Annotated in this window: 8 protein-coding genes; 1 reads left to right on the plus strand and 7 read right to left on the minus strand. The window is 41.1% G+C overall.

Features of this window, described 5'->3' with window-relative positions; all coding sequences use genetic code 11:
- Positions 1 to 284 precede the first annotated feature (284 nt).
- Complete coding sequence (locus tag EO116_RS07090) at positions 285 to 1,655, plus strand: amino acid permease (protein WP_127161224.1); 1,371 nt, start codon at positions 285 to 287, stop codon at positions 1,653 to 1,655.
- A gap of 860 nt (positions 1,656 to 2,515) precedes the next feature.
- Here the strand turns inward: EO116_RS07090 and uvrC are convergent.
- The 7 genes from uvrC to EO116_RS07125 form a co-directional block, all read right to left on the minus strand.
- Positions 2,516 to 4,333: an excinuclease ABC subunit UvrC gene (uvrC, locus tag EO116_RS07095; protein WP_127161240.1), complete on the minus strand. Its 1,818-nt coding sequence runs from the start codon at positions 4,331 to 4,333 to the stop codon at positions 2,516 to 2,518.
- Positions 4,334 to 4,401: 68 nt separating this feature from the next.
- Positions 4,402 to 7,266, minus strand: coding sequence for an excinuclease ABC subunit UvrA (gene uvrA / locus EO116_RS07100; protein WP_127161225.1), 2,865 nt, complete (start codon positions 7,264 to 7,266; stop codon positions 4,402 to 4,404).
- A gap of 8 nt (positions 7,267 to 7,274) precedes the next feature.
- Positions 7,275 to 9,383: an excinuclease ABC subunit UvrB gene (gene uvrB / locus EO116_RS07105; RefSeq protein WP_127161226.1), complete on the minus strand. Its 2,109-nt coding sequence runs from the start codon at positions 9,381 to 9,383 to the stop codon at positions 7,275 to 7,277.
- Positions 9,384 to 9,779: 396 nt separating this feature from the next.
- Entirely contained in the window at positions 9,780 to 10,178 is a 399-nt protein-coding gene (locus tag EO116_RS07110) for a hypothetical protein (protein ID WP_127161227.1), read from the minus strand.
- 6 nt (positions 10,179 to 10,184) lie between these two features.
- Positions 10,185 to 11,105: a signal recognition particle-docking protein FtsY gene (gene ftsY / locus EO116_RS07115; protein ID WP_127161228.1), complete on the minus strand. Its 921-nt coding sequence runs from the start codon at positions 11,103 to 11,105 to the stop codon at positions 10,185 to 10,187.
- Positions 11,095 to 14,658: a chromosome segregation protein SMC gene (gene smc / locus EO116_RS07120; RefSeq protein ID WP_127161229.1), complete on the minus strand. Its 3,564-nt coding sequence runs from the start codon at positions 14,656 to 14,658 to the stop codon at positions 11,095 to 11,097. The genes ftsY and smc overlap by 11 nt, the downstream gene beginning before the upstream one ends.
- 162 nt (positions 14,659 to 14,820) lie before the next feature.
- Positions 14,821 to 15,888, minus strand: coding sequence for an elongator complex protein 3 (locus EO116_RS07125; RefSeq protein ID WP_127161230.1), 1,068 nt, complete (start codon positions 15,886 to 15,888; stop codon positions 14,821 to 14,823).
- Between the last annotated feature and the right edge of the window lie 160 nt (positions 15,889 to 16,048).

Consider the following 16,048-nt stretch of genomic DNA (forward strand, 5'->3'; position numbering starts at 1 on the left):
TTTTTAGCTTAATACATACTATTACATCAGATGTATGCTATTTGTCTCTAATCTTAAAGAACAACATATGACATTATGAGAATTAAAGAATAGTATATAATTTTAAGCACACTTTAAATTATTAAATATATATAAATTGGCTTTCATAGGTGTTTTTTAGAATCCTGTGAAAGCCTTTTTTACTGTCTAACTATAGTCTTTTACTAGCAATAATTGACATTCTATAGAAAATAGTTTAGTATTATCAAATATAAAAGTTTATATTGTATTAAGGAGGTTTTACTATGACGGACTCGCAACAAGAGTTAAAGCGTGGTCTTAAAAATCGCCACGTTCAATTATTGGCCATCGGTGGTGCTATCGGTACAGGTTTATTCCTTGGCTCTGGGCGATCTATTAGTTTAGCGGGCCCCTCTATCCTCCTCACGTATCTAATTACAGGTATTATCTGTTTCTTCATGATGCGTGCTTTAGGAGAGTTATTGCTTTCCAATTTGAATCACCATTCTTTCATTGACTTTGTAGAAGAATATTTAGGTGACCGAGCGGCCTTCATTACTGGTTGGACCTATTGGTTCTGTTGGCTTTCACTGGCCATGGCGGATTTAACTGCGGTCGGCTTGTACATGCAGTACTGGATACCGTGGATGCCACAATGGATACCGGCCCTCATCGTACTAGGCATATTACTAGTTATGAATTTGACAGCGGTCAAACACTTTGGTGAAATGGAGTTTTGGTTCGCTTTAATAAAAGTAATCGCCATCGTATCACTCATCATTATCGGGCTTATCATGATTCTTACAGGATTCACTACCAATGCTGGAGCGGCTGCCTTTGATAACCTATGGAATTACGGCGGTTGGTTTCCAAATGGAACCATGGGCTTTATCTTATCTTTCCAAATGGTAGTATTTGCTTTCACAGGCATTGAACTAGTAGGCCTCACAGCTGGGGAAACGGAAAATCCAAAAAAAGTTATCCCTATGGCTATCAATAACATTCCATTGCGAATTATTCTTTTCTATATTGGTTCCCTTGCAATCATCATGAGTATTTACCCATGGATTGCAGTAGATCCAAATTCTAGTCCCTTCGTGGCTGTGTTTAATGCAGTGGGCATACTGGCTGCTGCGAGCATCGTAAACTTCGTTGTTCTAACATCAGCAGCCTCTGCTACTAACTCTGGTATCTTCTCCACGAGCCGTATGATCTACGCCTTATCCAAACGTGGACATGCGCCGAGTCGAATGAAACGATTGACGAACCATGCTGTACCCTATCAGGCAACACTATTCTCCGCTGCGGCCTTACTATTTACCGTAGTCTTAAACTATGTCATGCCTGAAAGCGTATTCATCATGATTACGTCCATCTCCACATTCTGCTTCATCTATATTTGGGCCATCATCGTCGTATGCCATCTCAAATATCGCAAGCAAAGACCAGAATTGGCGAAGCAATCTACTTTTAAAATGCCACTGTACCCATTTATGAACTACCTAATTCTAGCGTTCTTCTTATTCATCTTGGTAGTACTAGCATTACAAAGCGACACTCGCATCGCCCTCATGTTTACACCATTCTGGTTCATCTTACTATGGGCCTTCTACTCCATGTTGGCACCTAGCGATGATGACGAAACAACAAAATAAAACAAAAAAGGTGTGACCATCAGTCACACCTTTATCTTTTCCACAAAATGTGGTATACTATACGTAACAAAAAGAAGGGCCACCAACGTGTCGATGGCGTTAGGCTCATCTCTAAAGCTTTTAGAAATGGATAAGCCTAACGTGTTAAGGTGTACAAGACCTTATCCGTTAGGCTTTTTCCTTACTTAAACAGTAAGTCGATAAATGCTATGATAAGCATACAAATTTGTATCAATAAAGATGCAATTGCTAACTTTTTCATAGTACCACCACCTCCTATAGTTAGGAAGAGATGAGCCCAACTCACGTCGGTGATCCTTCTGTATTTTCATTATAGCATAAAATATGCAAATCGTTATCTTTTAAGCGATATTTTTATAGAAATTAGACAATCTATCCATAAAGAACGCCGCACTAGCGTAGAACATCTTGTGGCGATTTCATTGACTAAATCAAACAACACCAAAAACGAGCAACATGTTCCGGAGCAAACCTAACCACTGTATCAGTTTGTGGAGGAATATGTTGCTCGTTTCCTTTGCTATATAAACACGCGCCACAAGATTTCATAACAAAACAAGTGACGCCCCACCTGTGGATGAGTTCTTTCCGTGAGGCAATCTAAATTAAACTAAACAAGATCCGGGCAACCTCTAATATAGATATGCTATTACGGATAGAGGCCTTGTGGCGTTTCTTTATTACCTAAATACAATAAACATAAGAAGAGCACGACATGTTCCGAAGCAAACCTAACCACTGTATCAGTTTGCGTAGGAATATGTCGTGCTCTTCCCTTTATCCTATTCACATAAGAACGCCACAAGGCATAAACCACAAGTAGTACTTGCTCGTTTCCCTTAACGTTGATTCCGCCGAAAGAACTCATACACAGCAAGCGCCGCTTTTTTGTTCATTCCCTCAACGCTCTCCAATTCTTCCAACTCCGCCACTCGCATGGCATCTAAATTACCAAAGTGTTTATACAGCGCTTTTCTTCGTTTTGGTCCTATGCCCTCTACATGATCTAGAACAGATTCTAAGTTCCGCTTTCCACGCAATCTACGATGATAGGTAATAGCAAAGCGATGGGCTTCGTCACGAATTTGCTGTAGTAGTTGTAATTCTGGCGTATGGTGTTCTAGAATAATACTTTCCGATTCTCCTTCTACGAATACTTCTTCGATTCGTTTTGCCAAGGATATGACGGGCACATCGGTAACACCCATAGCACGGATGACTGGTAATGCTGCATTTAACTGACCTTTACCACCATCGATGATAATCAAATCTGGCATAGGCCAATCTTTTTCATTGCCGTAGCGTCGTTCCATAATCTCCGCCATAGATGCAAAGTCGTCAGGCTTCCCTTGAACTGTTTTCAACTTGAATCGACGATACTCTCGTTTCGCCGGCTTTCCACCTTCAAAGACCACCATGGATGCCACTGTTTCTGCCCCTTGCATATGAGAAATATCGTAACATTCCATACGCTCTGGCAATCTTGGCAAGTCAAGTACTTCTGCTAATTTTTTCACGGCCCCACCGGACTTATCTATTGTGTATTGCCACTGACGACGACGCTCTGCCAAGAAGTTCTGAGCATTTTCCTCCGCCATCTTGATAAGGTCTTTTTTATAGCCCCGTTGAGGTACAGATACGTCCACTTGTTGCCCTTTCATAGAGGAGAACCATTCACTAAACAGTTCACGGTCCACACTATCCATAGGCAATAGCAATTCTTTAGGTATGAACGTAGATCCTCCATAATACTGTTTAATGAACTCCGTCATCACTAGCTCTGGACTATCCCCTTCATGTTGGACAAAGTAATTTTCTCGTCCCAACAGCCTACCACTGCGAATGAAAAACAGTTGAATACATGCCATAGGACCATCGATAGCCATGCCTAGTACGTCCATATCGCCTCTCTGTGTGACCATGCGTTGCTTTTCTTGTACCTTTTGGATGCTCAAGAGGTCATCTCGATACTTAGCAGCTAGTTCAAACTCTAGGTCCTCCGAGGCTTGTTCCATCTTGGATGTAATCTCTTGAATCACTTGGACTTGTTTCCCTTCAAAAAGAGCTACAATATCATCGATGTATTTGCGATAGGATTCTACCGTCACATAGTTCATGCAAGGACCTTCGCAATAATGCATATGATATTGCAAACAAGGTCGTTCTACTTTCATACTTTTACAAGTACGCAATGGATAATAGGAACGCAAGATACGCAGTACATGATGTACTGCTGTGACGTCCGTGAAAGGTCCAAAATACTTGGCTCCGTCACGTTCTAAGCGACGAGTCATAAAGAGGCGTGGAAAGTCCTCTTGCACAGTGATCTTTACATAAGGATATGTCTTATCATCACGAAGCATAATATTATATTTCGGATGATGCTCCTTAATTAAGGTTGCCTCTAGGATAAGAGCTTCCATTTCTGTTTTCGTTTGAATCGTTTCCACATCCCAAGCACGGCGCATCATGGCAGTCACTTTCACAGAGCGATTCACATCTTGCTGCACATAGGACCGCACACGATTGCGCAAGTTGATGGCCTTTCCCACATAGATGATGCGCTGGTACTTATCACGCCATAAGTAAACCCCTGGCGTAGTGGGTAGATGACTGACCTTTTCCAGTATATACGCTTGCTGTTCCGTATCACCCATCATCATATCTTGTTGACGAGATGGCTGAAAGTCTACTTCTTCTGCTTGCAACTGTCTGTCGATAGGATTCATAGTGTGCCCTCAACAGTTAACGGATGTTGTTCCATATAGTTCCTAGTTTTCTCTAACACAGGACCTAAGAATTTGCCCGTGTAGCTTTCAGGTAAAGCAGCAATCTCCTCAGGTGTACCGGTGCCCACAATGGTACCGCCTCGGAAACCGCCTTCTGGACCTAAGTCAATAATATGATCCGCCGTTTTAATGACATCTAAATTATGCTCGATAACCACCACAGTATCACCACCATCTGTGAGCTTTTGCAATACCTCTAAAAGCTTGCGGATATCTTCTACATGCAATCCAGTAGTCGGCTCATCCAGGATATATAAGGTTTTCCCTGTACTGCGCCGAGCCAGTTCAGTGGCTAATTTTACACGTTGTGCTTCCCCTCCTGATAAGGTAGTTGCCGCCTGACCTAAGCGAATATATCCTAAGCCCACTTCTTGTAGAGTTACCAATTTACGGTGAATTTTGGGAATAGCGCTAAAGAAATCTACTGCTTCATCGACGACCATATCCAATACATCGGCAATACTTTTACCTTTGTACTTCACTTCCATCGTCTCTCGATTGTATCGTGCTCCTTTACATACCTCACACGGTACATACACATCTGGCAAGAAATGCATTTCAATTTTGATGATACCATCTCCACGACACGCTTCACAGCGACCGCCTTTAACGTTAAAACTAAATCGCCCTGCTTTATAGCCACGAATCTTCGCTTCATTGGTTTGACTGTATAACTCACGGATGGCATCGAACACACCTGTATAGGTGGCTGGATTCGAACGTGGTGTTCGGCCGATTGGACTTTGGTCAATATTGATGATTTTATCTACGTACTCTAAACCACGAATCTCCTTATGAGCACCTACCTTGTGGTGACTTCTGTAGAGTGCATTGGCTACGCCTTTATATAAAATTTCGTTGATCAATGTCGATTTACCGGATCCGCTGACACCTGTTACAACTGTGAATAAACCAATAGGGAACTTTACGTTTACTTGCTTCAAGTTGTTCTCTTTAGCACCACGGATTTCTAAGCAGGCTTTCGTAGGCTTTCTACGTTCTTTTGGTAATGGAATATATTTTTGGCCACTTAAATATTGACCTGTAATGGATTCTTTCACAGCCATTACCTCTGGTACTGTACCTTGTGCCACGATTTGACCACCATGTTCACCGGCCGCAGGTCCAATATCTACCAAATAATCCGCTGCTAGCATCGTATCTTCATCGTGCTCTACCACTAACAAGGTGTTCCCTAAATCTCGCAAACCTTTCAGTGTTTCAATTAATCGATCATTGTCTCGTTGATGCAAGCCAATGGATGGTTCATCTAGAATGTATAAAACCCCAACGAGTCCCGAACCAATTTGTGTGGCCAAACGAATGCGCTGTGCTTCCCCACCAGATAAAGTGCCGGCACTGCGGTTCATGGTCAAATAATCTAAGCCCACATTATTTAGGAATCCTAAGCGAGCATTGATTTCTTTCAAAATTTGAGCCCCGATGAAAGCCTCTCGTTCCGTCAACTGTAGATTGCCAAAATAGTCCACCGCTTCACTGATCGTGAGTTGTGTCACTTCATCTATATTTTTTTCCCCTACACGGATGGCAAGGGATTCTGGTTTCAAACGAGCACCCTTACAAGCTGTACATGGTTTAATAGACATATAGGATTCAAACTCTTCCCGCATGCTATCCGTAGTAGCCTCTGCATGACGGCGTTTCACCATTGGCAAAATACCTTCATATTCAGTGTGGAATGTTTTCACCTCTCCACGCATATTTTCGTAGTCAAAGGTCACTTTCTCAGTACTACCATACATGACTTCTTTTTGTAAGGCTGTAGGCAGTTCTGAAAAACTTGCTTCTAATGTATATCCATGCGCTTTCAACAAGCCTTCTAATTGACGCATGAACCACGCATTAGGGTTCGAACTCAATGGGGCTACTCCCCCATCTATAAAGGACACCGTTGTATCCGGAATCACTCTGTCCTCATCTACTTCCATCGTGCTACCTAAGCCCAAACAGGATGGGCAAGCCCCAAAGGGACTGTTGAAAGAAAACATACGAGGTTCAATTTCTGGCAATGAAATATGACCATTAGGACAGGTAAAATGCACACTAAATTGATGAGCTGGGCCATCTACCTCTTGAATAATAACAAAGCCTTCTCCATGAGGAATGGCAGTTTCTAAGGAGTCCGTCAAGCGGCTTTCTAAACCTTCCTTGATAACAAGACGGTCTACCACAATTTCAATATTGTGTTTCTTATTTTTATCTAAGTTGATTTCGTCCTCAAAGGTATGTATCTCCCCATTGATGCGAACGCGAGCAAAGCCATTTTTACGGATTTGTTCCAACACTTTTTCATGGCGACCTTTTTTACCCCGTACCACGGGAGCCATCACCATAATCTTAGTACGTTCTGGTAATTTCATGACTAAGTCTGTTATTTGCTCAATCGTCTGTTGGGCAATCTCTTCTCCACAAGTAGGGCAATAGGCACGACCGATACGAGCAAATAATAAGCGCAAATAGTCATAAATTTCTGTCACTGTTCCCACCGTAGACCGAGGGTTACGGCTCGTTGTCTTTTGATCAATGGAGATAGCTGGTGAAAGCCCCTCAATGTAATCTACATCAGGTTTATCCATTTGCCCCAAAAACTGGCGAGCATAGGCAGATAAGGACTCCACATATCTGCGCTGGCCTTCTGCATAAATCGTATCAAAGGCTAGGGATGACTTACCAGATCCACTTAATCCTGTTAATACGATGAATTGATTTCTTGGTAAAGCCACGTCAATATTCTTCAAATTATGTTGACGGGCTCCTTTTATAATTAATTGATCTTTCAAAATAACTCCTATTCTTCATTCATGTCTGACCAAATTTGGCGCAATCTGCCCAATTCATCACGCAACTCTGCAGCTCGTTCAAATTCTAATTGTTTCGCCGCTGCCTTCATGAGGCGTGTGGTCTCTTCAATGGCATTGAACACATCTTCTTTCGTTTCGTATTGTGACTTCGTTGAAAGTGACTGCACCGTTTCTGCCACCATCTCTGTCGGCGCTGTACTATCATACACCACAGAACTATCTACTTTTGGTTTGCGACCTTTTTTAGAAGAAGCAACTTCCCCTTCGACTTTGGTCAACTCAATTAAATCTTTCACTTCCTTGCGCACTGTCCGTGGTGTAATACCATGCTCTGTATTATAAGACTCTTGCAAGGCACGACGACGTTCTGTTTCATCCATGGCGCGTTGCATAGAGCCTGTAATACGGTCAGCATACATAATAACGTTCCCTTTTTCATTACGAGCCGCACGACCTATGGTCTGAATCAAGGACGTATCACTGCGCAAGAAACCTTCCTTATCTGCATCTAGGATAGCCACCAAGGACACTTCTGGCATATCTAAGCCTTCCCGTAGTAAGTTAATTCCCACGAGAACATCAAAAACACCGGCCCGTAAATCACGGATAATATCGGCACGCTCAATGGTAGCAATGTCGGAGTGTAAATAGCGCACTCGAATGCCCATCTCTTTTAGGTAATTTGTTAAATCCTCTGCCATTTTCTTGGTTAACGTCGTTACCAACACTCGTTCATCTGACTTCGCACGGTCTTTAATTTCTCCTAAAAGATCATCCATCTGTCCTTTAATAGGTCGGATTTCGATAATAGGATCTAGCAAACCTGTTGGACGAATGATTTGTTCTGCTACATTCGTCTGTACTTCCATTTCATAGGGCCCTGGTGTAGCAGATACATAGACAATTTGGTTGATTCTCTCTACAAACTCTTCAAATTTTAACGGTCGATTATCCGCCGCTGATGGCAAGCGGAATCCGTAGTCGATCAAATTATGTTTCCGAGCTTGGTCACCATTATACATGGCACGAATTTGTGGCAAGGTCACATGGGATTCATCAATGATGATAAGGAAATCATCTGTAAAATAGTCGATAAGGGTCATTGGCGCTTCTCCTGGTTGACGGTTAGACAACAGACGGGAGTAGTTTTCAATCCCCGAGCAATAGCCCATTTCCTGCATCATTTCAATGTCATATCGTGTTCGTTGCTCCAATCGTTGCGCTTCTAAGAGACGGCCATTTTCATTAAAGTATGCCAAACGTTCAGCCAATTCTGTCTCGATGCGCCCAATGGCAAGGTCTAACTTTTCCTTTGTCGTTACATAGTGAGAAGCTGGATAGATAGCCACGTGTTTACGCTCTACAATCACATCACCTGTAAGCACATCAATTTCCACTAAACGATCGATTTCATCGCCAAACATTTCTACACGAATGGCTCTTTCACTGGTACCAGCTGGGAAAATTTCCAACGTATCCCCTTGTACTCGGAAAGTACCTCGCACAAAATTCATATCATTACGAGTGTATTGAATAGATACCAATTTACGAAGTATATCATCACGGCTATATTCTTGACCTTGTCGCAAGGATACACAAAGCGTGCTATAGTCCTCTGGGTCCCCTAAGCCGTAAATGCAGCTGACGGATGCGACGATGATTACATCTTTCCGCTCAAATAAATTCATTGTCGCCGAGTGGCGCAACTTGTCGATTTCTTCATTGATGGACGCATCTTTTTCAATGTATGTATCTGTAGAGGCAATATACGCCTCTGGTTGGTAATAATCGTAATAGGATACGAAGTATTCCACTGCATTCTTAGGGAAAAAACTTTTAAACTCACTAGCCAATTGAGCTGCTAATGTTTTATTGTGTGCAATGATCAAAGTCGGCTTTTGTACGGCCTCGATGAGTTTCGCCATAGTATATGTTTTTCCCGTACCTGTAGCACCTAGTAATACCTGTGCCCATTCCCCTCCTTCGATGCCCTCTGCCAAGGACTGGATGGCCTTTGGTTGGTCACCCATCGGTGAATAAGGGGCCTCTACTTGAAAAGGAATCCCTTCCTCAGGAAAATGATGCAATCCGCTCATAGTCACTCCTTATATTCTCTATCTGTAAACAAGTAACATTCACTTGTATCTATATCTAGTAACTTCTATATTATACCATGAAAGTCCATTTTATTGTACTGTATGTTCGATACAAATACTATATATACCAACCACCTATGCTTATTAGAAAGCAGCCGTTTTGATTTTCTACTATCTGTTAGATTGTTTATATAATCATACGTATTCTTACTATAATTTTCTGAACTTTAACTAATACGAATATCGAGTATACAAAAAGAAAAGCTGAATCTAAGATCCAACTTTTCTCTCACTGTCTACTATATGATTGTAATAATATGTATATCCGTGCCCTATAGTACTTTTACTACAGACTAAGCGCTATTAGCATTAGTCCTATCAATAGGCGCCAGATATCTACCCTTTGCCACGAATACGGCGCAATTCTTCTTCTGTAATTGGCGTATCTCCTTGCAAGGTTTGTGTGGCTGTGTCATCACCTTCTAACATTTCAATGAAGATGGCAATACCACAATCAGATAAATGATGACTTTCATCACCATGATCATGTTCTAGAGAGTCCTTCATGTTCTCAGCAATACGATGGACAAAATTCCATTGCTCATCCGTATAACTTTCAATACGGTTAGCAATTTCTTTCCAATTGCTCAAGAGTAAGCGTGTAAGAGGACGATATAAATCACCGCCAACAAATTCCATAATATCTACAGCACATTCAATACTGTCCCCATCAATATCATAGCCATTCATTTCATTTTGGTCCACCACATAGTCATATAATTGTTTTCTAGTCATGGTCCACTATTCTCCCTTGTCAAAGAGAGCATTAGCAAATTCTTTTGCATTGAATGGACGCAAATCATCCATTTGCTCACCCACTCCAATCCAACGCACAGGAACACCCAACTCTTCTTTGATAGAGATAACTACACCACCTTTTGCAGTACCATCTAATTTGGTCACCACAATCCCTGTCACAGGTACTGCTTCACCGAATAGTTTTGCTTGGCTTACTGCATTTTGACCTGTTGTACCATCCAGTACTAATAAGGTTTGATGCGGTGCCCCTGGAATTTGTTTGTCTGCCACACGGCCGATTTTCTTCAATTCTTCCATAAGGTTGACTTTGGTATGCAAACGGCCTGCTGTATCTACGATGACTAAATCTGCTTCTTTAGCAACTGCTGAGGCACAGGCATCGAAGACGACCGCTGCTGGGTCTGCCCCTTCCTTATGTTTCACAATAGATACGCCCACGCGATCGGCCCAAATGGATAATTGTTCAGAGGCAGCAGCCCGGAATGTATCCCCTGCTGCAATGATGACTTTTTTACCTTGCTCTGCATAGTAATGAGCTAATTTTGCAATCGTTGTCGTTTTACCAACACCATTGACACCCACCACCAAAATCACTTCTGGTTTGTGGAGTTCCAACACTTCTTCTTGAGCCCCTAGCATTTCTGTAATGCGTTCTTCCATAAAAGGCATCACTTCGCTAGTATTGTTGATAATCCCTTCCGTAACACCACGGCGGATTTCTTTCATTAAATAGGCCGTTGTTTTAGGGCCTAAATCACCAGTCAACATGGTAGCTTCTAAATCATCTAAAAAATCATCATCAATTTCTGCATAACCGATAACGATGGTTTCTACTTTTTTTACAAAATTATTTTTTGTCTTTTCTAAGCCCGCTTTCACACGGTCAAAAAAACTAAATGCCATAATCGCTGTTCTCCTTTACTTCGTCAAAGGCTACTGTTAATAGACGTGACACCCCTCGTTCCACCATAGTCACCCCTTGCAAGACATGGGCTGATTCCATGGTCCGTTTGCGATGGGTCACCACGATAAATTGTGTGGCATCCCCTAAATTATGCAAATATTGGCTAAATCGTTCCACATTGGCATCATCTAAAGCAGCGTCTACTTCGTCAAGTACACAGAATGGAGCAGGTCGATAATCTAGCAGTGCAAAGAGCAAAGCTATAACCGTCAATGCTCGTTCCCCACCAGATAATAAGCTCAATTGTTGGCGCTTCTTTCCTGGCGGTTGGATATAAAAATCAATGCCACTTTCTAAAATTGATTCTGGGTTCGATGCCACGATTTGTGCAGTGCCGCCGCCAAACAGTTGAGCGAATACATGTTGGAATTTCTCACGAATATCACTTAAAACACCTTGCAACTGTTCAGACATAGCCCCATCAATTTCAGCGATAACACCTTCGAGTTGCTCTTTAGCTGTCACCAAATCTTCTTTTTGTGCATGATAGAATGCTAGCTTTTCTTCCGCTTCTTCATACTCTGCAATCGCATTAGGGTTGATAGCCCCTAAGTTTTCAATCTGCCTTGCCAAGTTCGACTGTTGTTGTTTCCACTCATGTACAGAGCCACCTAACTGTATATTCTGTGCCTCTTGTTTAGTATACCCTAAAGCGCCCAATTGTTCCAATGCTTGTTCGCCTTGTAGTTGATATTTTGTTAACCCTTCTTGTAAGTCTACTAGTTTTTTCTGCACAATTCGTTGCCGCTGCTCATGTTGATTTCGTTCTTCTTGCAATTGACTTAATTGCAACTCCCAGGTACGTACTTTTTCTTGTCCACCTTTACGAGCTTCTCCAATGGCTGCTATCCGTTTTTCTATCGCTTGTTTCTCTGCTTCTAATTCTAAAGCAGGTTCACCACCTAAGCGTATAACGTCCTCACCTAATTGGCTTAATCGTCTATCTAAGCTTGCAATATTCACTTCCTTATCTTTGATATGTTGTTCTAATTGAGCTAATTCTTTTTTGCTTTGTTCTAACAACAATCTAGATTGTTCCCATCCTAAGCGTACTCCTTGCAATTCTTCATTTTGCTCACGTTCTCGGTCTTGTAACGTTTGCTCTTGAGCAACTAAGGTAGCAACTTGCTCTTGATGTCCTTCTCTGTCCTCCAACTGTGAAAGTTCTTCTGCTAGCCTTTTAATGTTCTCCCCTAAGGTAGTTTGCTTTTCTTGAACCTTTTGTACTTCCTCATGATAGGTCTGCACCATTCCACTTAAGTTAACTTGTTCTCCTTGGGAGCGTTGTTGCTCTTGCTGTAAGCTACGTAATTGCAATTCTTCTTGTTCATAGGTTTGACGTAATCCCTTACCAGATTGTGTCAAAGCTTCTATTTCTTTGTCTAGTCCTTGTAAATTCTGTTGTAACACCTGTGCTGTATTTCGTAATGCATGTATATCTTGCTGCAATGTATCTTGCTCTTCTTTACGGGACAAGATAGACACTTTTTTCCGTTTTGTAGCACCACCTGTTAACGCACCACCTGGTTGCAATTGCTCTCCTGTTAAGGTAACAATCCGCAATTGTTGATGATATTCTTTTTGCAATGCTAATCCATGGTCCAAGGTATCTACAATCAAAGTACGCCCTAATAGCTGATTAAATACGCCTGTATATTGTGTATCAAATTGAATGCAGTCTACACCTAATCCCAATACATATGGCGATGTTAAGGCTTTATGATCCAGACGTTTTCCTCGTACCATATCCATCGGTAAAAACGTAACTCGACCACCTTGTGTGCGTTTTAAGTATTGTACTGCTTCAGAAGCAATCTTTGCTGTGTCTGTGATAACTTGATGAATAGCACCACCCAAAGCAGTTTCAATGGCCACTAAGAATTTTTCTTCCACAGTGAATACATCACCAATAGCTCCACGAATATGAGAAGACCAAGTTTCTTTCGCTTGTAATACATGTTTTGTGCCTTCCAAATAACCTTCATGCAGCTCTTCCCAGCTATGTAACAGTTCTAAGCGCCCTTCTTTAGCTTGCAGTGTTCTTTGTACTTCTACTAATTCCTGATTTTTTTGTCGACGTGTATCCTCTAGCTGTTGTAATGATTGACGTGCTGTCGTCAATGCTTGCTGTGCTTCACTAACAACTTTTTGTTGCGCCTCTAATTGTGCTTGTACTTCTTCTACAGATTGTTCTATATCTTGTAAAGTAGCCTTCAAACGTTGTGCATCATCTTTCTTTTGTGTTTCTAACTCTTCCGCTCTTGCTAATTGATGGCGAGCTTCTTCCAATTCACGAACCACACGAATATGATGCTCATGAGCATGTTGCTCCGCAACACGCATACCATCTAAATTGGCCTTCACTTGACTAAGAGAGTCTCGAGTATTTTTCAAATTAGATTCAGCCTGTTTCACATCTTTGCCAATGACTTCTAAAGTATTTTCTTCCTCTTTCAAGGATGCTAAATCACGGTCATACTGTTCCTCTTTTTCTTTCAGTTCTTCCTTCCAAGTTCTTAACTGTTCTTCTCCATCTTGTAACTCTTCTACCATATTGGCTTCTTTTAAGCGAGCTACTTCAATTTGTCCAGTCAGTTCCCCTAATTTACCTTGTAAAGTGGCATATTCATCTTCCATACTTTGGTTGGTTTCACGAAATGATTGAAGCTCATTTTGTGTAGTCTTATAGGTCTCTTGGATTGTATCTAAACTAGTTTCTAATTCTTCTTGCTCACGTAGGTAGGATAAGTTTTCATTTTCTTGGCGTGTAAATAAACGATCCGCAGTTTTATATTCATGAAAAGCTATAGCCCCATCATAGCTACGCTTATCCTGTGATAATGTATTGTACTCACGTGTTACATTAGCTTTCGCCTCTAATTCTACTAATTGATCTCCTAGCGTACTCATCACATCATCTAATCGTTCCATATTACGATCTGTACTATTGATACGCCGAATAGCATCTTCTTTATTCATTTTAAAGCGAGAGATACCTGCCACATCTTCAAATATTAAGCGACGTTCTTCTGGTTTACTATTCAAAATAGCATCGATACGATTCTGCCCGATGATGGCCATAGAATCTTTACCTAAGCCCGTATCAGCTAATAATAGATGAATATCTTTTAACCGGCAATTTCTCTTATTGATTTGGAATTCACTTTCACCATTGCGATACATACGGCGTGTGATAACAACTTCTGCTAATTCTTTGCCCAAAGTGCCATCACTGTTATCAAAAATTAAGTTTACCTCTGCCGTATTGTGAGGGCGACGAGCTTCTGTGCCAGAAAAAATAATATCTTCTGCTTTTTGTCCACGTAAATGGCGTACATTCGATTCCCCTAAAACCCAACGAATCGCGTCAGTAATATTACTTTTACCACTACCATTAGGGCCTACAATCCCAGTCATGCCTGGAGAAAAAGACACTACTGTTTTATCAGCAAAGGACTTGAATCCTTTCATTTCTAGTCGCAATAATTGCATGACTGCTTCCTTTCTATGTATACATAGGTATGTTTCAAATTTACACAATATAACATATTGTTCATACTATATCCTAACCTGATACCTATTTCCAACCTATCATCACATACTCTCTCTACAGAATATTAGTTAATCCATTGTTGTATAACCATAACCCACTATTTAAAGAGGCAAGCTATATAGTATATGATCTATCATGACATGCAATACTCCAGTATTATTATTTTCCTGTTTTTCTTGCCAAGTCCATTCTATCTGCTTATATTCCTGTCCAAAATACTCTATATTTCTGTTCTTCAATCCACGTATCTTTGATGTGAAAGGTCTTGGATATTCTACAATGACCTTATGAATCACACCAAATACTTCTAGGTGTTCTTCTATGGTTTGCTGGATAGCTTGAAGCCATTCATAATTGACTACCAATTCTCCAAAGGCAGGAGCATAGGGTCCTCCTACAATACCACGACCAGCATCAAAATCTTCTGTACTTTGTAATCCTACACGTATGATCTGTGTACCTTTGCCTTCTAAATAAGATTTTAAAAAAGAACTATAGGCTACCGCTTGTTCTATTGTTAATGGTACATAACTACCTTCACGGACACGATCAGCTAGTTCGGTATCTTCAATAACAATCACAGGATAAATGCGACATAAGTCAGCCTGCAATTGACCGGCTTTCACCGCCGTTTTTACTAAAGTAGTCCAGGTTTCGCCAGGTAAGCCTGGGAGTAATTGTATACCCAAGGTTATCCCTTGTTCACGTATCATCTTACACGCCTGTTCCACATCTTCTACCGTATGCCCTCGTTTAGCATCTACAAGCATATCCTCATCTAATGTTTGTACCCCTAATTCAATGGTTCTTACACCACTAGTATGGAGCTCTTTCAATCGACCTTCTCTGATGGCATCAGGTCGAGTAGACAAGCGGATTCCTTGAATTAATCCCTGTTGAAATGCTTCTGTAACAGGCTCCAATAATGTATTTTGCACTTCTTGTGGGATAGCCGTAAAGCTACCGCCAAAGTATGCCACTTCCCATTGTCCTTTGTGACCTTGTTCAGATATTGTCTCACGAATGGACCTACGGATAGTATCCACCGATACCATTTCTTGTTGTCCAGAAATACGTGGCTGATTACAAAATACACAAATATAAGGGCACCCAATATGAGGTATAAAAAATGGAAGTAATCTGGTTTTCTCTTTTTTTACTTTCCTCATAGGATCCCCCTTAACTATAGGTATTTCGTGTATGTAAACAATTCTTTATAAACTACATCATACAAGATGATATATGACAATCCTATCAACACTTAATAGGTACTCATCTATTGTATCATGATAGTCAGTTTCATGGTATCACAACCATATAATCCATTTT

This window comes from Veillonella sp. VA137, from assembly GCF_003992015.1.
Lineage (GTDB): Bacteria > Bacillota > Negativicutes > Veillonellales > Veillonellaceae > F0422.